This is a genomic window from Pseudomonadales bacterium (assembly GCA_024234215.1).
GTDB lineage: Bacteria > Pseudomonadota > Gammaproteobacteria > Pseudomonadales > UBA5862 > JACKOQ01.
The window spans coordinates 111,610-130,980 of the sequence record JACKOQ010000005.1 but is presented as its reverse complement, the minus strand read 5'-3'; the positions used below and the strand labels follow the sequence as shown (position 1 = coordinate 130,980).

General features: G+C 63.6%; 14 protein-coding genes. 3 read left to right on the top strand and 11 right to left on the bottom strand.

The features are described from left to right. Positions 1–10: 10 nt before the first annotated feature. The 10 genes from nirD to epmB form a co-directional block, all read right to left on the bottom strand. Positions 11–379 carry a nitrite reductase small subunit NirD gene (gene nirD, locus H7A13_10125; protein MCP5333691.1) on the bottom strand — a complete coding sequence of 123 codons (369 nt, stop codon included), beginning with the start codon at positions 377–379 and terminating at the stop codon, positions 11–13. After that, positions 376–2,925 carry a nitrite reductase large subunit gene (gene nirB / locus H7A13_10120; GenBank protein MCP5333690.1) on the bottom strand — a complete coding sequence of 850 codons (2,550 nt, stop codon included), beginning with the start codon at positions 2,923–2,925 and terminating at the stop codon, positions 376–378. The genes nirD and nirB overlap by 4 nt, the downstream gene beginning before the upstream one ends. Positions 2,926–2,973: 48 nt before the next feature. Next, entirely contained in the window at positions 2,974–4,647 is a 1,674-nt protein-coding gene (locus H7A13_10115) for an ATP-binding cassette domain-containing protein (GenBank protein MCP5333689.1), read from the bottom strand. Positions 4,648–4,675: 28 nt separating this feature from the next. Continuing rightward, on the bottom strand, positions 4,676–5,698 hold the full coding sequence (locus tag H7A13_10110; protein MCP5333688.1) for an ABC transporter permease: 1,023 nt from the start codon (positions 5,696–5,698) through the stop codon (positions 4,676–4,678). Between the two features lie 115 nt (positions 5,699–5,813). Next, positions 5,814–7,202 carry an ABC transporter substrate-binding protein gene (locus tag H7A13_10105; protein MCP5333687.1) on the bottom strand — a complete coding sequence of 463 codons (1,389 nt, stop codon included), beginning with the start codon at positions 7,200–7,202 and terminating at the stop codon, positions 5,814–5,816. Positions 7,203–7,246: 44 nt separating this feature from the next. After that, complete coding sequence (locus H7A13_10100; protein MCP5333686.1) at positions 7,247–8,560, bottom strand: ABC transporter substrate-binding protein; 1,314 nt, start codon at positions 8,558–8,560, stop codon at positions 7,247–7,249. Between the two features lie 313 nt (positions 8,561–8,873). Next, complete coding sequence (locus H7A13_10095; GenBank protein ID MCP5333685.1) at positions 8,874–9,467, bottom strand: ANTAR domain-containing protein; 594 nt, start codon at positions 9,465–9,467, stop codon at positions 8,874–8,876. A 210-nt stretch (positions 9,468–9,677) separates the two neighbouring features. Further along, positions 9,678–11,273, bottom strand: a complete 1,596-nt coding sequence (locus tag H7A13_10090; GenBank protein MCP5333684.1) for an EAL domain-containing protein — start codon at positions 11,271–11,273, stop codon at positions 9,678–9,680. 65 nt (positions 11,274–11,338) lie between these two features. Next, positions 11,339–13,171: a hypothetical protein gene (locus tag H7A13_10085; GenBank protein MCP5333683.1), complete on the bottom strand. Its 1,833-nt coding sequence runs from the start codon at positions 13,169–13,171 to the stop codon at positions 11,339–11,341. Positions 13,172–13,320: 149 nt separating this feature from the next. Next, positions 13,321–14,382, bottom strand: coding sequence for an EF-P beta-lysylation protein EpmB (gene epmB / locus H7A13_10080; GenBank protein ID MCP5333682.1), 1,062 nt, complete (start codon positions 14,380–14,382; stop codon positions 13,321–13,323). 40 nt (positions 14,383–14,422) lie between these two features. Here epmB and efp point away from each other — a divergent pair, with 40 nt between their 5' ends. Together efp and genX are read left to right on the top strand one after the other, a co-directional pair. After that, on the top strand, positions 14,423–14,992 hold the full coding sequence (gene efp / locus H7A13_10075; GenBank protein ID MCP5333681.1) for an elongation factor P: 570 nt from the start codon (positions 14,423–14,425) through the stop codon (positions 14,990–14,992). Next, on the top strand, positions 14,989–15,966 hold the full coding sequence (genX, locus tag H7A13_10070; GenBank protein MCP5333680.1) for an EF-P lysine aminoacylase GenX: 978 nt from the start codon (positions 14,989–14,991) through the stop codon (positions 15,964–15,966). The genes efp and genX overlap by 4 nt, the downstream gene beginning before the upstream one ends. 13 nt (positions 15,967–15,979) lie before the next feature. On the opposite strand, the gene psd is transcribed toward genX, so the two are convergent. Then, positions 15,980–16,825, bottom strand: a complete 846-nt coding sequence (gene psd, locus H7A13_10065; GenBank protein ID MCP5333679.1) for a phosphatidylserine decarboxylase — start codon at positions 16,823–16,825, stop codon at positions 15,980–15,982. 416 nt (positions 16,826–17,241) lie between these two features. Between psd and H7A13_10060 the strand changes: the two genes are divergently transcribed. Continuing rightward, a complete protein-coding gene (locus H7A13_10060) occupies positions 17,242–18,000 on the top strand; it encodes a TIGR01458 family HAD-type hydrolase (GenBank protein ID MCP5333678.1) in 759 nt (252 codons plus the stop codon). Positions 18,001–19,371: the final 1,371 nt, after the last annotated feature.

Sequence of the window (19,371 nt, the reverse complement as noted above, 5' to 3'; positions counted from 1 at the left end):
TAGCTCCCCGTCATTCCGCCGTGGTCAACGCCACTTCGACCCAACCGTCGTTGACCCGCACCGGATAGGTGGCGACTGCCACCTCCTCCTGTTCGAGACAGCGGCCGCTGGCCAGGCTGAAGTGCTGCTTGTAGAGCGGCGAGGCCACCACCAGGGTGCCGCGCAGGTCGCCGACCAGCCCGCGGGAGAGCACGTTGGCCTTGCCGATCGGATCGTAGTTGTCGAGGGCATACAGGTCGCTGCCGTCACCGACGCGGAAGAGGGCGATCTGCCGTTGATCGATCGCGGCACAGATGCCGCTGTCGGGCAGAATTTCTTCCAGTGGGCAGACTGGATGCCACTGTTGGGAGAGGGGGGTGCTCATGGTGTGGATGCTCATTGGACCAGTTTGATCCTGGGTTTGTTTTCGAGGTTGCGCTCGCGCTCGCTGATCGGACGTTTCTGCCCGCGCTCCTGCACGAAGCGGATGTTGCTGTCGCCGGCATCGCTGTTGACGAAGTGGCGGAAGCGTTTGAGTTTGGCTGGATCCTCGACTGCGCTCTTCCATTCACACTGGTAGGTGTCGATGATCAGCTGCATCTGCTGCTCCAGCTCGGCACCAATGCCGAGGCTGTCATCGAGAATCACTGCCCTCAGGTAGTCGATGCCGCCTTCGAGGTTGTCCATCCAGACCGAGGTGCGCTGCAACCGGTCGGCGGTGCGGATGTAGAACATCAGGAAGCGGTCGATGGCGCGCAGCAGCGCGGCGTCGTCCAGATCGGTGGCGAACAGGTCGGCGTGACGGGGTTTCATGCCGCCATTGCCGCAGAGGTAGAGGCTCCAGCCGCGTTCGGTGGCGATGACGCCGACATCCTTGCTCTGGGCCTCGGCGCATTCGCGGGTGCAGCCGGAGACCGCCATCTTCAGCTTGTGCGGCGCGCGCAGCCCCTTGTAGCGGTTCTCGACCAGAATCGCCATGCCGACGCTGTCCTGCATTCCATAGCGGCACCAGGTGCTGCCGACGCAGGATTTCACCGTGCGCAGCGCCTTGCCGTAGGCATGGCCCGATTCGAAGCCGGCTTCGATCAGATCTTTCCAGATCAGCGGCAACTGCTCGACACGGGCACCGAACAGGTCGATGCGCTGGCCGCCGGTAATCTTGGTGTAGAGGTCATACTTCATTGCCACCTGACCGATCGCCACCAGTTTGTCCGGAGTGATCTCGCCACCGGCCACCCGTGGCACCACCGAGTAGCTGCCATCCTTCTGCATGTTGGCCAGATAGTAGTCGTTAGTGTCCTGCAGCACGGCGTGCTGGCCATCGAGCACATGGTCGTTCCAGCAGGAGGCGAGAATCGACGCCACCACCGGCTTGCAGATGTCGCAGCCGAGGCCGCGGCCATGTTTGCCGATCAGCGCCCTGAACGAGCGGATCTCGCCGACCCGCACCAGGTGGTAGAGCTCCTGGCGCGAGTAGGGGAAGTGCTCGCAGAGGTCGCGCTTGACCTCGATGCCCTGCTTGACCAGTTCGGCATTGAGCACCTGGGTGACCAGCGCACTGCAACCACCGCAACTGGTGGCCGCCTTGGTGGTGGCCTTGAGCTCGGCCAGTGTCACCCCGCCGCCGGCAATGGCACCGCACAGCGCGCCCTTGGAGACATTGTTGCAGGAGCAGATCTGGGCGCTGTCGGGCAGGGCGTCGACGCCGAGGCCCTTGGCGGCACTGCCGTCGTAACTGGGCAGAATCAGCTGGTCGGGGTTCTCCGGCAGCGGAATGTCGTTCAGCACCTGCTGCAACAGCGTTCCATACTCATCGCTGTTACCGACCAGCACGCTGCCGAGCAGCTTCTTGCCATCACCGCTGACGATGATGCGTTTGTAGATCTCCTTGGCTTCGTCGATGTAGGTGTAGCTGCGCGCACCCGGGGTGCGGGCGTGGGCATCGCCGATGCTGGCGACATCGACCCCCATCAGCTTGAGCTTGGTGCTCATGTCGGCGCCGGTGAAGGCGACCACCTCGCTGCCCTGCAGGTGGCTGGCTGCGACCCGCGCCATCTGGTAGCCCGGTGCCACCAGACCGAAGATGCGGCCATCCCACAGCGCCACCTCGCCGATGGCGTAGATATTGGGGTCGGAGGTCTGGCACCAGTCGTTGATCACCACGCCGCCGCGTGGACCGACTTCAAGGCCGGCCTGGCGTGCCAGTTCGTCGCGCGGACGGATGCCGGCGGAGAAGACGATCAGGTCGCTTTCGAGCTCGCTGCCATCGACGAAGCGCATCCGGTGGCGCATGCCGCTGCCATCGACGATCTCCTGGGTGTTCTTCTCGGTGTGGACGGTCACCCCGAGCGCCTCGATCTTGCCACGCAGGATGCGGCCGCCGCCTTCATCGACCTGCACCGCCATCAGCCGTGGCGCGAACTCGACGACATGGGTCTTGAGGCCGAGATCTTTCAATGCCTTGGCCGCTTCGAGGCCGAGCAATCCGCCGCCGACCACCACGCCGCTGCTGCGGCCACTGGCCCCCTGCCGGATCGCGTCGAGATCCTCGATGGTGCGATAGACGTAGCAGCCGTCACGGTCATGGCCCGGAATCGGTGGCACGAAGGGGTAGGAGCCGGTGGCCAGCACCAGCTTGTCATAGTCGAAGCAGGCGCCCGCGGCACTGTGCACCTGCCGCTTGTCGCGGTCGATGGCGACACTGCGGCAGTTGAGCTGCAGGGCAATGCCATGGGTGTCGAAGAAGGTCTGCTCGACCAGCGCCAGATCGGCGGCGCTGCTGCCGGAGAAGTAGGCGGTGAGCTGCACCCGGTCATAGGCCGGGCGGGGCTCCTCGCACAGCACGGTGATGGCGTAGCGCGCCGTCGCACCCGATTCAGCCAGCTGATCGAGCAGCTTCTGCCCGACCATGCCATTGCCGATGACGACGAGGTTCTGTTTTTTCATGGCTCTGCTCCGATGGTTGTGCAGGCGTGATGTGATGGAATGGTTCGATCAATGTCTGGCATGGTCACACTCGGCCAGAAACTGGATCAGCGATTCACGCAGTTCGTAATAACGGGGATGGCTCAGCAGTTCGCGCCGGCTGCGCGGTCGGGGCAGGTCGACTTCGAGAATTTTGCCGACGCGGGCCTCGGGGCCGTTGGTCATCATCACCACCCGGTCGCCGAGCAGAATGGCTTCGTCGACATCGTGGGTGATCATGATGGCGGTGAGCTGGGCACGGCTCCACACCTCCATCAGCACCTCCTGCAGCTCCCAGCGGGTCAGCGAATCGAGCATGCCGAAGGGCTCATCCAGCAACAGCAGCTTGGGCGAGAGGGCAAAGGCGCGAGCGATGCCGACCCGCTGCTTCATGCCGCCGGAAAGCTCGCTGGCGCGCTTGTGCATCGAATTGGCCAATCCGACACGGGTCAGGTAGTACTCGACGATGTCGTCGCGCTCATTCGGTGTGGCATGGGGATAGACCTGCTCGACGCCGAGCGCGACATTGTCGAAGGCGCTCATCCAGGGGAACAGACTGGGGGCCTGGAACACCACCGCGCGGTCGGGGCCGGCGCCGTCGATCTCCTTGCCATCGAGCACGATGCCGCCTTCGCTGATGTCATTGAGCCCGGCCGCCATCGACAGCACGGTCGACTTGCCGCAGCCGGAGTGGCCGATGATGGAGACGAACTCTCCTTTCTTCATCAGCAGGTCGAACCCCTTGACCACCGCCACCGGCCCCTTCGGAGTCGGGTAGATCTTGCTGAGGTTGGCGAATTCGAGGTAACGCGCCTGACCGAGGTTGCGTGGGCTCTCTTTCAGCGTCGACAGGTCACGGGCAAAGTCGTTGCTGGTGTTGGGGCGCACCGGCGGCAGCTGGATCTCGTTGCGACTGCCCTGTTCCTGCTTGCCCTGGCCGAGCGCGAGCAGGTACTGGGTGATTTCACCACGCAGCGCCTTGAAGCGGGCGTTGTGGTTCATCTCGACGCGGTCGCGCGGCCGCGGCAGGTCGACGACGAACTCGGGGCCGAAGGTGGCGCCGGGGCCCAGCGTCAGCGGAATCACCCGGTCGGCCATCAGCAGCCCTTCGTCGACATCGTTGGTGATCAGGATGACGGTCTTCTTCTCCTCTTCCCAGATGCGCAGGATCTCCTCTTGCAGATTGCCGCGGGTCAGGGCATCGAGCGCCGACAGCGGTTCATCGAGCAGCAGGATGTCGGGGCTGGCGGCCAGTGCCCGCGCCACGGCGACCCGCTGGCGCATGCCGCCGGAGAGCTCGGCCGGCCGTTTTTCGGTGGCTGGCGTCAGGTTGACCAGAGCGATGTACTTGCGGATGTGGGCGTCGCGTTGCGCCTTTGACCAGCTCCTGTGCACCTGGTTGACGGCCAGCGCGACGTTGTCATAGACGCTGAGCCACGGCATCAGCGAGTAGCTCTGAAACACCATGCCGCGCTCAGGGCCGGGGCCACGGATTTTCTCGTCGCGGACCAGTGCCTCGCCGCTGTCGGGGAAGATCAGCCCGGCGATGGTGTTGATCAGCGTGCTCTTGCCGCTGCCGGAGAAGCCGACGATGGCGACGAACTCCCCCTCGTCGATGCTGAGGTTGATCTGTTTGAGCACCTCGCTCTTCTGGCTGCCGGTGCCGAAACTCTTGCTGATGTTGCGCAGATTGAGCAGTGACATGGTGGTTGCTTCCGCTGGATGTGTCGGTTCAGGGGGTGTTCTGGCCGAAGGAGAACAGCTTTTGCAGCGTCAGCATCAGCCGATCGAGCGCAAAGCCGATGATGCCGATGGTGAAGACCGCCACCATGATCCGCCCCAGCGATTGCGAGCTGCCGTTCTGGAACTCATCCCAGACGAATTTTCCAAGACCCGGGTTCTGCGCCAGCATCTCGGCGGCGATCAGCACCATCCAGCCCACCCCCAGCGACAGCCGCAGGCCGGTGAAGATCAGCGGCAGCGCCGAGGGCATGACGATCTTGCGCACCTGGGTGAACCAGTTCAGGCGCAGCATGCGGCCGACGTTCATCAGATCCTTGTCGATCGAGGCCACCCCCATCGCGGTGTTGATCAGGGTTGGCCAGAGCGAGCAGAGGGTGACGGTGATCGAGGAGACGATGAAGGACTTCGACATCCAGCCGCCCGAGGTGTTGGTATAGAGCGCGCTGACCACGATGGTGACGATCGGCAGCCAGGCCAGTGGCGAGACCGGTTTGAAAATCTGGATCAGCAGGTTGAGTGCCGAGTTGATCACCCGGCTGAGACCGCAGAGGATGCCGATCGGCACCGCCAGCAGGGTGGCGAGCAGAAAACCGGCGAACACCGTCATCAGGCTGGTCGCGATCTGGTCGAGGTAGGTCGCCTTGCCGGTGTAGGCACGCAGCGGGGCGGGTTTGGCCTGCGGGTTTTCGGCCAGCAGTGCCTTGTTGCGCTCGATCTGGCGCTGCTTGAATTCGGTTTCACGCAGGCGCTCGGCGCGGTGCTCGTCGAGCAGCCCGGTGAACTCCGTCCACACCTGCAGTGGTCCGGGAATGGTGCCGAGGCTGGTCTGAATCCGCGCGGCGCCGAGGTGCCACAGCAGCAGGAAGATGCCGAGCGCCACCAGCGGCACACCCACCATCATCCACAGCTCACGTGCCTGCTGCCTTGGGCTTTCGCCCGCGGCCAGCCGGGTCATCGGGACCATGAACTGCAGACCGATGAGGTCGAAGAATCTAACGAGGCGTGCCGTCATGGTTCAAACTCCTGCCATTTTGGACTTGGGTTGGGCAAATTGGCTGATTTGCTTGGGTGGATCGATTCATTCCGGAGGTCAGGGTGGCGGTCATGCCACCCCGACGCCGTACAGATCACTGCGCGCTCTGTGCGCCCTTGAGTCCGATCTTGAACTGCTCCAGGTAGGCGTTGGGCTGCTTGCCGTCATAGCGCACGCCATCGATGAAGTCGCTCTGGGCGGGACGGTAGCCGTCGCTGCTCCAGGGGAAATCTTCCTGCTTGGCATGGCCCTCGCTGACCAGCTCCTTGGCCGCCGCCAGATAGAGATCGGGGCGATAGACCTGTTTGGCGGTCTGCGCGTACCACTCATCCGGTTTCTGCTCGGCAATCTGGCCCCAGCGGCGCATCTGGGTCAGGTACCAGATCGCGTCGGAGTAGAAGGGGTAGGTCGCCTGGTGCCGGAAGAAGACGTTGAAGTCGGGCACGGCACGTTTGTCGCCCTTCTCATACTCGAAGGTGCCGGTCATGCTGTTGGCGATCACCGCTGCATCCGCACCGACATATTCCGCACGCGACAGCATCTTCACCGCTTCGGCGCGGTTGGCGTTGTTGTTCTCGTCGAGCCAGATGGCGGCGCGAATCAGCGCCTTCAGCACCTTCTTGTGGGTGACCGGATTCTGCTCGGCCCAGGTCTTGGTGACGCCAAAGACCTTCTCAGGGTTGTTCTTCCAGATCTCGTAGTCGGTGATCACCGGCACGCCGATGCCCTTGAACACCGCCTGCTGGTTCCAGGGCTCACCGACGCAGTAGCCATTGATGGTGCCGGCTTCGAGGGTGACCGGCATCTGCGGCGGCGGCGTCACCGCCAGTTGCACCTCGGCACTGGTCAGACCCGCTGGGTCATTCGCGCTGTAGTAGCCCGGGTGAATGCCGCCGGCGGCCAGCCAGTAGCGCAGCTCGTAGTTGTGGGTCGACACCGGGAACACCATGCCCATCTTGAACGGCTTGCCCTGGGCGCGGAACTCGGCCACCACCGGTTTCAGCGCGTCGGCCTTGATCGGATGCAGCGGCTTGCCATCGGCGCCGAGCGGCAGCGCCGGTTTCATCTTCTGCCACACCTCGTTGGAGAGGGTGATGCCATTGCCATTGAGGTCCATGCTGAAGGCGGTGATCACCTCGGCCTTGGTGCCGATGCCGACCGAGGCGCCGAGCGGCTGCCCGGCCAGCATGTGGGCGCCATCGAGCTGGCCATCGATCACCCGGTCGAGCAGCACTTTCCAGTTGGCCTGGGGTTCGAGGGTGACGTAGAGGCCTTCATCCTCGAAATAGCGCTTCTCATAGGCCACCGCCAGCGGTGCCATGTCGGTCAGCTTGATGAAGCCGAACTTCAGCTCGCTCTTCTCGGCGGCGGGACCGGCGGCGCTTACCAGCGTGACCGGCAGCAGGCCGGCTGCACTCAGTGCCACCGTGGTGATGATCCGCTGCCAGAGTGGGCGGGATGAGAGGTGATTGGATCGGGACATCAATGGATCTCCTTGCAGGGTGATGGAAAACGGATGTGTGCTGCTCAATGCGGGATGTGGTTGAGTGCGGCCAGTGCGGCCAGATCGACCCGCAGCTGTGCCGGTGGTGGCTGGGTCAGCAGCTGTGCGATCGGCTGTGCAGGATCGAAGCGGCTGCCATCGATCAGTTGGTCTGGCCCCATCAGCAGCGGTGTGGAGGCTTCGCTCAGCATCCAGTGGCCGGCATGGCTGCCCTCGCTCTTGCGATCGATGGTCGGAACCGGCAATCCCAATTCGGTGGCGGCGGCGCGGAACAGATCGGGTCGATAGACTTGCCCCGCGAGTTCACGCAGATCGAGTGCCTGATCGAGCTGTCCCCAGCGGTACATCTGCGTCAGCAGCCATTCGGCATGGCTCAGCCAGGGAAAGTTGGCGGCGTAGCGGCTGAAGACGATGAAGTCGCCGCAATTCAGGGCGCTCTTCTGCTGTCCGGTGCGGAAATTGCCGGTCAACGCCATCTCCAGCACTTCGGCCGGGGCATCCACGTACTCCGGGCGGGCGAGAAGCTGCGCCGCCTCGTTGCGGTGGCGCGGACGGTCGAGCCAGTCGCAGGCCAGCAGCAGCGCCTTCAGCAGCGCATGGTGGCTGGCGGGATGCTGCTGGTGCCACTGCGCGGTGACCCCAAACACCTTCTCCGGGCTGTTGTTCCAGATGGCATGGCCGCTGGTCAGCAGCTGGCCCACTCCTTCGCAGACCGCCAGTGAACCCCAGGGTTCGCCGACGCAGCAGCCATCGATGCTGCCATCGCGCAGATGCTCGACCATGCGCGCCGGAGGAATCACCAGCAGGCTCAGGTCGCGATCGGGATCGATGCCGGCCGCGGTCAGCCAGTGACGCAGCTGGTAGTGGTGGTTGGAGGTGGGAAAGACATGGGCAAAGCGCAGCGGTGGCCGTCCGGCCTGCCGATCGCGCTCGATCAACTGCCGCAACCGCCAGCCATGGTCGACCGCATCGCTCTGCGACGTCGAGCCATCGACGGCCAGCAGTCGCTGGAACAGGGTGTTCGAGACGGTGATGGCATTGCCGTTGAGGCTGAGGCAGCAGCCGGTCAGCATCGTCTTCTGAATGCCGCCGAGGCCGAGGGTGGTGGCAATCGGCAAGCTCGACAGCATCTGCGCGCCATCGAGCAGGCCGAAGGCGACCTTGTCGCGGAGGCTGGCCCAGGAGGCCTCGCGGACCAGCTCGACCTCGAGGCCAAACTCCTCGAACAGACCCAGCTCATGAGCGACCACCAGCGGCGCGCAGTCGGTCAGTGGGAGGAATCCCAGCTTGAGTCTGCGTTTTTCCAGGTCGGTCGACACGTTGTTGGCTCTCCAGATAAAAAGTCCAGAACGAAAAAAGGCGCCAGCAAGACAGCCGAACGCTGCTTGATGACGCCTTTGTCAATTCTTGAGCTGGGTCAGACCGCCGTTGGCCTGCTGGCGCTCCTGTGGTCGATCCTGCGTTGGATCAATCGGAGTGCCATCCACTCTGCCATTTCAAAAGCAAAACGGAGGCCAACTTAGTAAAAGATGGGTTTTCAGTTGAAATGCCCGTAAATCAATGCATTGCCTTCCTGACCTTGCGGGTGTCGGCCGAAGTGGCCGCACAGCAATATGGCTGTGCACTGTGCAGGTGCCGTCTTTTGGTGCATCAACCCAGCAGTTTGGCGATGCTGATCAACTGGCGCGCCACCTCGCCGATCTTCAATCCCTGGTCCATCGCCAGTTTGCGCAGCGCCTGGTAGGCCTCCTCTTCGGCCATTCCTTTCTGTTTCATCAGAATGCCCTTGGCCTTTTCGATCTCGCGCCGTTCGGCCAGTTTGTTGCGGGTCTGTTGCAGTTCATCGCGCAGCGCCTGAAATTCGCGGAAGCGGGCGATGGCCACTTCGATGATCGGGCGCAATCGATGCGGCTGCATGCCGTCGACCACATAGGCGCTGACGCCGGCCTGCACCGCCGCTTCGATCAGCGCGCTGTCATTGGCATCGCTGAACATCACGATCGGTCGCGGCTGGTTGCAATGCACCTCATGCAGCGATTCCAGGGTGTCGCGGTCGGGTGACTCCATGTCGATCAGTATCACATCGGGCTGATGGCGTTCGATCTGCTCGCGCAGCAGCTGGTGACTGTGCAGCAGTGCCACCACCTGATAGCCGGCCGACTCCAACGCCTGCAGCAGGGCACTGGAGCGGGCCGGCGAGGTGTCGATCACCAGAATGCGCAGTGTCGGCTTGGTTGGAGTCATGAATTGCAAAGTGGCTGAAAGCTGAAAGGAGCGGGCATGCGCCAGCAAGGTCAAGCAACAATCGTGCTCTATCGTCGGTGATTGCCGGGCCGTTTCGCGCCCGGGTGCGGGCGCCGCGCAGCGTGGGGGATGGTCAGGCCGCAGTCAAGTCTGACATTTTGAATGGATCGTCCGGTCCGGGCAGAGCGTGGGTCGGAAGGGGTTGCCGGGTCACACGGCTTCGTCCAGCCCGAAGTCGAAATCCATCCGGCTCATCGGTGGTCGCAGGTAGCTGCCCTCGATGAAGTTGATGCCGAGCTGGAACAGCATCGGCATCACGGTGGCGCTGCGCACGGCAGGCACGATGATCAGCTTGCCCTGGCTTTGCAGCTCGCGCACCTGCTTTTGCAGCCGTTCGCCGTCTTGCAGCAGTTCGGGTGCGATCTGCACATAGTCGGGATTGATCTGGCGAAAGGCGCGGAACGGGTCTTCGCTGCGGCCAAACTGCCGCAGTGACAGGGGGCAGCCGAGCATCTTCAGCCGTTCGGCGAAGGCGATGCTCTCTTTCAGGTGGTGGGCGGTGTCCTGTTCATCGATCTGGATCACCAGGCTGTGGGCGGGCAGGTCGGCTGCGCGCAGGGCAACGCTGAGCCAGGCGGTCAGCCCTTCATCGAGCAGTGCGCTGGCGGGCAGGTTGACGAAGAGCGCTGCCTGATGGCCCTGGTCGCGGTGCTCCACCAGTCGCTTGATCGCATTGAGCAGGAGCCAGTGGTTCAGCTTGCGTGCCAATCCGCCGGCATCGGCCCAGCTCCACAGGCTGCTGCAGGGATGCTCGACGCCCTGCTGATCGATCAGGGTCAGGTGGCATTCGTACAGTTCGGTGCCGGCACCATGCAGTCCGACGATCGGTTCGAACAGCAGGCTGAGCAGATGGCCGTCGATGGCCTGCTCCAGCGTCCGAATCAGCGTGGCGCAGATCGCCTCGCTGTCAGTGGATCGAGCCGCCGTTTCTTCAGCGACCTCCAGTGGTTCGGGTGCGGCCAGTGGCGGGGCAACTTTGGGCTCTACCCAGAGCTGCAGGCAGGATTCGCCCTGATAACGGGTGGGTGCAAAGTGCAGGAGGGCGGTGAAATCGCGGCCATCGACGGTTTGCAGTGTCAGCGTCAGCGGTGGGATGACCTGTTGTTCGTCGGCCTCGTTGAGCAGGCGCAGATGGGCCTTGAACGGTTCCACGCTCCGGGGCGCGATCAGGTCGAGAAAGGGGGTGGCCAGCAGCTCTTCGTGGTCAATCTGGCCAAAGAGTGCGCTGTAGATCGGGTTGGCCTGCATGTGCATGCCATCCTGCAGATAGGCCAGCGGCAGGGCGGCGAGGTTGGCCAGATGTTCGGCACGGCGTTCGGCCACTTGCAGCTGTTGCGCCAGAGACTTTGCGGCCCGCCGGTCGAGCAGTTGCTGATGCTGGCGTTGCATCAGCAGGTTCAGCCGAAGGTCATCACCAGCCGGAATCACTTCGGCAATGCCCTGTTGCAGCAAGGTGGTGATGTGGGCCGACTCATCGCTGGCGCTCTCGAGCAGCACTGGCAGATCGATCTGTCGACCCGCCAGCAGGCCAGTCAATGCAGCGGGGTCGACGAATGGGCAGTGCTCGGGGGCCAGCAGCAGATCCCACTCATCGGGCTGCATCAATGCGCGCTCGAGCTGGGTTTCATCTTCGATGCGCTGGGCACGCAGCGGCTGCCCCGCTTTGCGCAGGCGGTTGATGGCCAGTTGGGCGAAGTCATCCTCGCCATCCAGCACCAACAGCCGCAAAAGGGTGCGTTCAACCATGCCGCGTGACCGTCATGACCGGCGCGCAGAGCTGGAGAGAGGGTGGCGCAGCTTCGCGCGCCGGATCAGAGAATCTGCCATAGCTGGTCGAAACCGGATGCAGGAGTTGGCAGATTCCGCTCGATTTTTTCCGTGTTCTCGGTGCGTGCGCAGGCTTGCAGCGCCAGGAATTCGAACTGGGCGAAGGTGTGGTTTTTACGCAATTGGCGCACCAGCTTGATGCTGTTTCTTTGGCCGGGCTGGATGAGTGTGACTTTGTCCTTGCTGCGAAATGGCTTGCAGAACAGCAGCAATGAGGCCGCTTGGCCGGTGGTCGGCAGCGTTGGCAGCAGCAGGCCGCGCATGAATTCGGTGACCTCCCCCCGTTTGCCCTCCAGGCGCACCGCACAGGCGGTCGCATTGGGCCCCAGCAGTTCGACGCCGACATGGGCCTGACTGCGCTCATCGAGCTGAGTCCACCGCACGGTGGCGATGCTCCAGGGCAGTGATGGCTCGGTGCGAATGCCAAGCAGGGTACCGTTCTGGATGCGCTCCGGAATCGACTGGTGCCAACGCAGGCGGTAGCCATTGACACTGCTGTTGGCGACCTGCACCTGATGAATCGGGTAGCTGGGCTGGTGTGGGAGCGTCTGCTCGGCAGCCGCAGTCACGGGACGCGTGAACTCCAGCACTGGCGGCAACGGCAGATGGATCAGCGGATTGAACTTCTCTCTGGCATCAAAGGCACCATCCCAGACATCCGCGGATGGTGCAGCGAAGGGGGAGCCTTTCTCAGGGGGCAATTGCGTCAGCTCCAGCCGCGGCAGCAGGCGGTTGAGCCATTCGCTGAAATCGAGCCGGTTGGCGCAGTGAAAATGGATGCTCGGCAGGCCAATGATGATCTCGACCTGCTCATGGCTCTCGATGCGTTGAAACCGGCGGGTTGCCCGCGCGCCCCAACTGACAAACAGTTGATCGACAAGCTCGCGCTCGATCGGGCCAGGCTGATCGGTTGGTGTCGCAGCGATCTGTTCGAGCCGCTCCAGAATCGGTTTGAGGTCGAGCAGTCGCCATGTACCGGGCGTGATCGGCCGCTCATGGTCGGTGTAGATTGCCGGCAGGTCGCTCTGCAGATCGACCCGGAAGTGGTGGCTGGCAGGCGTCTGTTGCAGTGGCAGCAAGCGCGCCTCGCGGCTCCACAGTTCGAGCGCGCGGTACAGTGGCAGGCAACTCTGCTGGCGCATCTGCTGAGGTTGGGCGATGTCGAACAGCAGCACACGCAGGTAGGCGGCCTCGATCGACAGGCCACTGCGCTGTTGCAGCAGTGGGTCAGGCACCTCCACGGCCGTGCAGTCGAGCCGTTCGGCCAGCAGATGGAGTTGATGCAGCGCCTGCCAGAAACCGGCTGGCGTCGGGGCATAGAGTTGACTGCTGCGCAGCAGAATCTCGCTTTGGGCGGCGATGGCGCGCGCGATGGCGCTCACCACCAACGCCGGAACAGCGGCCGATCTGCCCGGGGTGAGCAGCCCCTCGTTGTCGGCATCGACCAGCACCTGCCGGTAACCGCGCCACAACAGCGCTTGCATCGCCTGCGCCAATCGGGCGGTCTCCAGTGCGGCGTTGCGCAGCTGCAGCGGCTGATTGCTGAAGTGCCGTTCCAGCAGCATGCTCAGCTGTTGGGTCGGTGGCCGCAGCAGCTCCAGCAGTGCCAGCCGGACGGCCGCCGTGGTCACCAGCTGGTTGAGCTCAGTCAAGGCATTGAACACTTGCCGCGCACTGGTGCCGACACTGGTGAGGGGCAGATGGGCAATCCAATCAGCGATGGCCGCCTCATTGACCGCACAGAATGAGAGCCGCTCGCGTGAGGGCTTGCCGACAGTGAAGTGAACCTGGTCGTTGATGTGGTGCTTCGAGTCCAAAATCGGGCGCTCACTGAAGGGGGACAGCCGGTCGAACCGCCTGCGGTGGGAGTTGCTGTTTCAAGTATAGGCCGCTTTGTGCAGCGCGCCGGACGCGGCCGTGCCGATTCTCATCAGTGGCAGCGTGCCGAGTGAGCTGTTGTCATCGCTCAACTGCCCAGTGGGCGCTTGCTGCGCTCTCCCGGCACCTCGACCACCAGCCGTGGTGCCAGATAGCCACTCACCCGCGCCAGCAGTGACTGGTGGATCTGCCGGGCCTCGGGTTCCGGCACGGCAAAATGGGCCGCGCCGGCCACCGGATCGAGCAGATGGAGGTAGTAGGGCAGAATGCCTGCCACGAACAGCTTCTCGCTCAGCTCGGCCAGGGTTCCGGCATCGTCGTTCACCCCGCGCAGCAGCACGCTCTGGTTGAGCAGGGTGATGCCGGCAGCACGCATCCGCTGCGCCGCGCTGACCACGTCACCGTCGATCTCGTTGGGGTGGTTGCTGTGCAGCACCATCACCGTGGTCAGGCGGCTGCCGGTGAGAATATCCAGCAATTCGGCGGTGATCCGCTGCGGAATCACCACCGGCAGCCGACTGTGCAGCCGCAATCGGAGTAGCTGGGGCAGGCGGGCGAGCTGTTCGATCCAGCGCTCCAGCACGGTGTCACTCAGCGACAGCGGATCGCCGCCACTCAGAATCACTTCGGAGATCTCGGGGTGGTGAGCCAGATACTCCAGCACCGCCTGCTGGCCGGTGCGTCCCTGCTGGTGTGCCTGATAGGGAAAGTGGCGGCGAAAGCAGTAGCGGCAGTGAACCGCACAGGCGCCGGTGGTGACGATCAGCAGCCGCGAACGGTACTTGTGCAGCACACCGGGCAGCGGTGAGTGGTGCGCTTCGTCGAGCGGATCGCTGGTGAAACCGGGGCGTGCCAGCAGTTCCTCGGCCACCGGCAGCACCTGTCGCAGCAGCGGATCATCCGGGTTGCCCGGCTCGATGCGGGCCAGGTAGGGCGCGGGCACCCGCAGGGTGAACTGCCGGGCGGCGGCATCGCCGGCCAACTGTGCCGGATCGAGCTTCAACCGCCGCGCCAGTTCGGGCAGCGACAGCGGGGCTTCGCGCAGCAGTTGCTGCCAGGATGGGCCGTGCCAACAGTGGGTCGATAGCGGTATGATTGGCGGCTTTGAATCAGGCAAGGGGGTCAATGATCTCCGGCTGTGGTCGCGCATCGACTGCCCGCAGTCCGACACATCATCAATAGAGGAGCTTATGGCGAACTATTCTACCAATGAATTTCGTGCCGGCATCAAGGTGATGCTCGATGGCGATCCCTGCGCGATCGTCGAGAACGAGTTCGTCAAACCGGGCAAGGGGCAGGCCTTCAACCGGGTCAGACTGCGCAACCTCAAGACCGGTCGGGTCTGGGAGCGCACCTTCAAATCGGGCGAGACGCTCGAGGCAGCGGATGTGACCGACCGCAACCTGCAATACCTCTACACCGATGGTGAGCAGTGGCACTTCATGGACAACGACAGCTTCGAGCAGTACGCGGTCGACAAGCGCACCGTTGGCGATGCGGTGCAGTGGCTGCGTGAGCAGGATGTCTGCATCGTCACGCTGTGGAACAACGCCCCGCTGGCAGTCACTCCACCCAATTTCGTCGAACTCGAGATTGTCGAAACCGACCCCGGCATCCGTGGCGACACCGCCACCGGTGGCACCAAGCCGGCCCGGCTCAGCACCGGCGCCGTGGTCAAGGTGCCGCTGTTCGTCAATCAGGGCGAGGTGATCCGCGTCGACACCCGCACTGGCGACTACCAGAGCCGGGTCAAGGAGTGAGTCAGGCACCCGCTGCCGGTGGCGACTGGCAGCCGAGTGCCAGCCTCGCCGCACTGCGGCAGTGGGCCGAGTTGTTGAGCCGGGTGCGCGCCTTCTTTGCCCGGCGCGCGCTGCTCGAAGTGACCACGCCGCTGCTCTGCACCACCACCGCCACCGACCCGCAGCTTGTCAGTTTCGTCGTGACCGAGGGCGAGCCGCTCCCGCGCTTTCTGCAAACCTCGCCGGAACTGGCGATGAAACGACTGCTGGCGGCGGGCAGTGGTCCCATCTACCAGATCGCCAAGGCTTTCCGCCAGCATGAGCGCGGTGCCCGCCACAACCCCGAGTTTCATCTGCTGGAGTGGTACCGGCCCGGCTTTTCACTCGAACGGCTGATGGATGAGGTGGCCGAACTGGTGGCCGAGCTGACCGGCCGTCACCACTTCGAACGGCTCAGCTACCGCACACTGTTTGCTCGCCACCTCGATCTCGACCCCTTCGTCACCCCGACCGAAGAACTGGAACGCACCGCCCGCCGCCAGATCGACCTGGGCCCCACCGTGGCGGGCGACCGGCAGTTCTGGCTCGACCTGCTGCTGACCCATCTGATCGAACCGCGGCTGGCGTCGATTCCGGCCCTCTTCATCCATGACTACCCGCCAGAGCAGGCCGCACTGGCGCGGTTGCGGCGCGATGAGTGTGGCGTCTGGGTCGCGGCCCGCTTCGAGCTCTACCTCGATGGCATCGAGATCGCCAACGGCTACGATGAGCTGACCGATGCCGATGAACAGCGTCGCCGCTTCATCGCCGACAACCAGCGCCGTCAGCAGCAGGGCCAGCCGCAACTGCCGGTCGATGAGCGGCTGCTGGCGGCGCTTGCCGCTGGCCTGCCAGCGACTGCGGGGGTGGCGCTCGGGCTGGAGCGGCTGGCGATGGCGGCGACCGGTCAGCGCAGGATCGACGAAGTGCTCGCCTTCACCTTCGAGCGGGCCTGACTGCCGCCAGAGTTCAACCCTTGAACTGCCCCAGTGCCTGCCCCATGCGCACTGGCTGCTGTGTGAGGTTGGCATTCCAGCGCATGCGCCCGGGTGGCAACAGCAGGATCACCGTCGACCCGAGCCGGAAGCGACCCAACTCATCGCCCCGCTTCAACGCCACCGGCGTGCCACCCTGCCAGCGGCTGATGCCGCGCCCGGGAGGTGTCACCACCCCGGCCCAACCGGTTTCGATGCTGCCGACGATCAGCGCGCCGACCAGAATCACCGCCAACGGCCCCTCGTCGGTGTCGAAGTGGCAGATCACCCGCTCGTTGCGGGCAAACAGATCCTCGACCCGCTCGGCCGTGAGCTGATTGACCGAAAAGAGCCGTCCCGGCACATGCACCATGCTGGTCAGACGACCATCGACCGGCATGTGCACCCGGTGATAGTCGCGTGGCGAGAGGTAGAGCGTGCAGTAGTCGCCATCGCGGAACTGCTCCACCGCCTGCTGATCGCCCGCCAACAACGCCTGCAAGGTGTAGTGACGCCCCTTGGCCTGCACCAGCCGCTGTCCGAGCAGCGGACCATGCTCGGTGATCTGGCCATCGGCCGGGGAGACCAGGCTGTGGGGCTCGGCAGCGATCGGTCGCGCGCCCGCACGCAGCGGCCGGGTGAAAAAGGCATTGAAGGAGGCGTAACCGGTCGGCGTCGACGGCTCCGCCTCGGCCAGATCGACCTGATAGCGCCGCACGAACAGCCGAATCAACCACTGGGTCAGCGCGCCCAGTGGCCGGTCGGCCAACAGCCCCATCAGCCGGCTCAGCAACTTCTGCGGCAGCAGATGTTGCAGCAGAATGAACAGCGAATCACGCATGCAATGCTCCGTAAGCTCCAACAAGAGTCGAGGGCGGGGCTGTTGGCACCCCGACGAGTGGTGGCCATTATAGGGAAATGAAAAATGAATAAAAAAATGGGGCCGGTTTGAGCTGTTCCGCAGTGTTGGTCATTCTGGAGAATGGCCCGTTTCAAAGAGTGCCGCCACCATCCAGAGTGCGGTCGATGACTCGGCGGCCACCTGCTCGCGGCATATCAGCATCCCAAGTCGGCGGGTTTTCAGGTGACGACTCGTTGCCGGCACCGGCAGGCGTCCGATCGATGACCGGACGCATCCAGCATGACGACCCGGCACAACCCTTGCTGGCGCCCAGTGCGACCAATTCGAAAGCGTCTGCCGACGCCCCGAGCCGAAGAGACCACGGCGCCGGCGCTGCCTAAACGGAGGTTTGAACCATGAAGCTGCGCACCCTGCTGCTCGATCTGGGTGGCGTCTTCTACCAGGGCGACCACCTCATCCCGGGGGCGCTCGAGGCATTGGCCCGGCTGCGCGCCAGCGGTCTGACGCTGCGCTTCGTCACCAACACCACGCGCCAGAGCCGCGCCGCCCTGCAGGGCGAACTGGCCGGTCGCGGCATCGCCATTGCCGAGGATGAACTCCTCACGCCGGCCGCCGCCGCCCGGGACACGCTGCTTGCACGCCGCCTGCGCCCGCTGCTGCTGATCCACCCCGACCTGGCGCCCGACTTCGCCGGTCTCGATACGGCTGAACCCAACGCCGTGGTGGTGGGCGATGCCGGCGAGCACTTCAGTTATACCGGGTTGAACCAGGCCTTTCGGCTGCTCCAGGCCGGCGCGCCGCTGCTGGCGCTCGGCCGCAACCGCTACTTTCAGGAGCGCGACGGCCTGTCGCTGGATGCCGGCCCCTTCGTCGCCGCGCTCGAGTATGCCGCCGGCGTGCAGGCCGAACTGCTCGGCAAGCCGGCGCCGGCTCTGTTCGCCGCTGCGCTGGAGAGTGCGGGCTGTCCACCGACGGCGGCCGCGATGATCGGCGACGATGTGGAAGCGGACATCAACGGCGCCCTGGCCGCTGGCCTGCGCGGCGTTCTGGTCAGAACCGGCAAGTACCGGCCCGGTGACGAAGCGCATCTGGCTCCCGGCGGCGAACTGGCGGACGACGTCGGCACCGCAGCGACGCTGCTGGGCATTGCCTGAAGCGCGGGTCAAGCAGGCGTAGTGCGCGCAACCCCAAGCGCGCGAACGGGAAGCCGCCGATTTTCCTGATCAGGAACAGGAAACCGTGGTCTGTCCCCAATTCTTGCTCACTCTTCAGTATCGTTTGTGCTACAGGAATAAGGGCGCTAACTGCGGTAAGCCGTTCGTTGTCATTCCCTGGGTCGGTTCCCTCGAAGATACAGCGTAGGGCCTCGCGAACATGGTCGACGATGCTTGCCATGAGCCTAAGGAGCTCCTGGTGCTCCGCCTCTCGCGGATTGAGCATTAGCTCAATTTTGTGCCGAGCAAGCACCATCTCCTCAAATCGTGCATAGGCATCCGGTTGCGAAATAGTTCCGGACGCATACGCGGGCTTTAATGACAGGGCATTTTTTACGAAGGCCGCCAAGGCCCACCAACTGCACGATTAGCATGCGCCAAGCGCTACGATCGCCTGGCGTCCAGACCCCCTTTCCAATTGTTGCTCATCACATCTGGCCGCTGATGCCACGAAAGGGCAAGTTCCCGCCGCCGACGCGAGAACTGTTTCTGATGCCTAACATAAAGCTAACCTCGAGGCTACGAGGCGCGACACCGACGTAGCGGGTCAGGTTGAACGTCGTGTTGGCCTGTGCTACTGGGACGCCCCCGCCGAATTGCCTCCAGCATTTTCGTTCGACTCTGTCTTCTCGAGAAGTGTGCCTTTCGATGACACAATGGGCACAGCAACGATATTATCCGGGCTATCAGGACCACGCTCAAACACCAACAACATGATGTGTTTAGATATCTCTCACCGCTCTCCGTAGAAACCCAAGCTCCACAGCACTCACAACAGCCCTTGATTTTGAGAACCTGCTCGCGAACTCGCGGGTCGGCGATAAACGTTGCCGCTTCGCAGCGCGCAAAACGACTTGCGTTGCGCCGGTTGATTGCTCACGGTGCGAGGCCGACAAAATGTTCGCCAATTGCGAGGCAGCCTTTGCTGCTTCTACAAACTCGGAGCGCGCGCTCAAGGATTAGCGCTGCACTGTGAACGTAGAAGACGCTGTTGATTTGGTGGATTGAGTTGCGGCCGAGTTGGTACTTCGCTTATGGAATACAACCAGCAAAGACATACGCCCGACCGGTCTTGCCTACGATAGCTAAAAGTGTGTTGCTCCTCGTTTGGCGGCGTCTTCGCAGGCTACCGAGATTGCAGACAAGCCATCAGGTGAAACAGAAAGTTTTCCAAGGAACGCACGGCCTCCGCCAGATCCAGCCATTGGTGGCGCTTTTGATCCAGATGTTTACAGGTTCTCCATTTGCTGACACATAACGCCGCCATGCTGCCGCCAATATCGAATTCCAGCTTATCGGAAGTAGGCGATA

Bases quoted from the DNA above. Each gene is read 5' to 3' on its own strand.
- psd (MCP5333679.1), bottom strand. From the start codon at position 16,825: ATGCGTGATTCGCTGTTCATTCTGCTGCAACATCTGCTGCCGCAGAAG.
- H7A13_10105 (MCP5333687.1), bottom strand. From the start codon at position 7,202: ATGTCCCGATCCAATCACCTCTCATCCCGCCCACTCTGGCAGCGGATC.
- nirD (MCP5333691.1), bottom strand. From the start codon at position 379: ATGAGCATCCACACCATGAGCACCCCCCTCTCCCAACAGTGGCATCCA.
- H7A13_10090 (MCP5333684.1), bottom strand. From the start codon at position 11,273: ATGGTTGAACGCACCCTTTTGCGGCTGTTGGTGCTGGATGGCGAGGAT.
- efp (MCP5333681.1), top strand. From the start codon at position 14,423: ATGGCGAACTATTCTACCAATGAATTTCGTGCCGGCATCAAGGTGATG.
- epmB (MCP5333682.1), bottom strand. From the start codon at position 14,382: ATGCGCGACCACAGCCGGAGATCATTGACCCCCTTGCCTGATTCAAAG.
- H7A13_10110 (MCP5333688.1), bottom strand. From the start codon at position 5,698: ATGACGGCACGCCTCGTTAGATTCTTCGACCTCATCGGTCTGCAGTTC.
- H7A13_10095 (MCP5333685.1), bottom strand. From the start codon at position 9,467: ATGACTCCAACCAAGCCGACACTGCGCATTCTGGTGATCGACACCTCG.
- H7A13_10115 (MCP5333689.1), bottom strand. From the start codon at position 4,647: ATGTCACTGCTCAATCTGCGCAACATCAGCAAGAGTTTCGGCACCGGC.
- nirB (MCP5333690.1), bottom strand. From the start codon at position 2,925: ATGAAAAAACAGAACCTCGTCGTCATCGGCAATGGCATGGTCGGGCAG.
- H7A13_10060 (MCP5333678.1), top strand. From the start codon at position 17,242: ATGAAGCTGCGCACCCTGCTGCTCGATCTGGGTGGCGTCTTCTACCAG.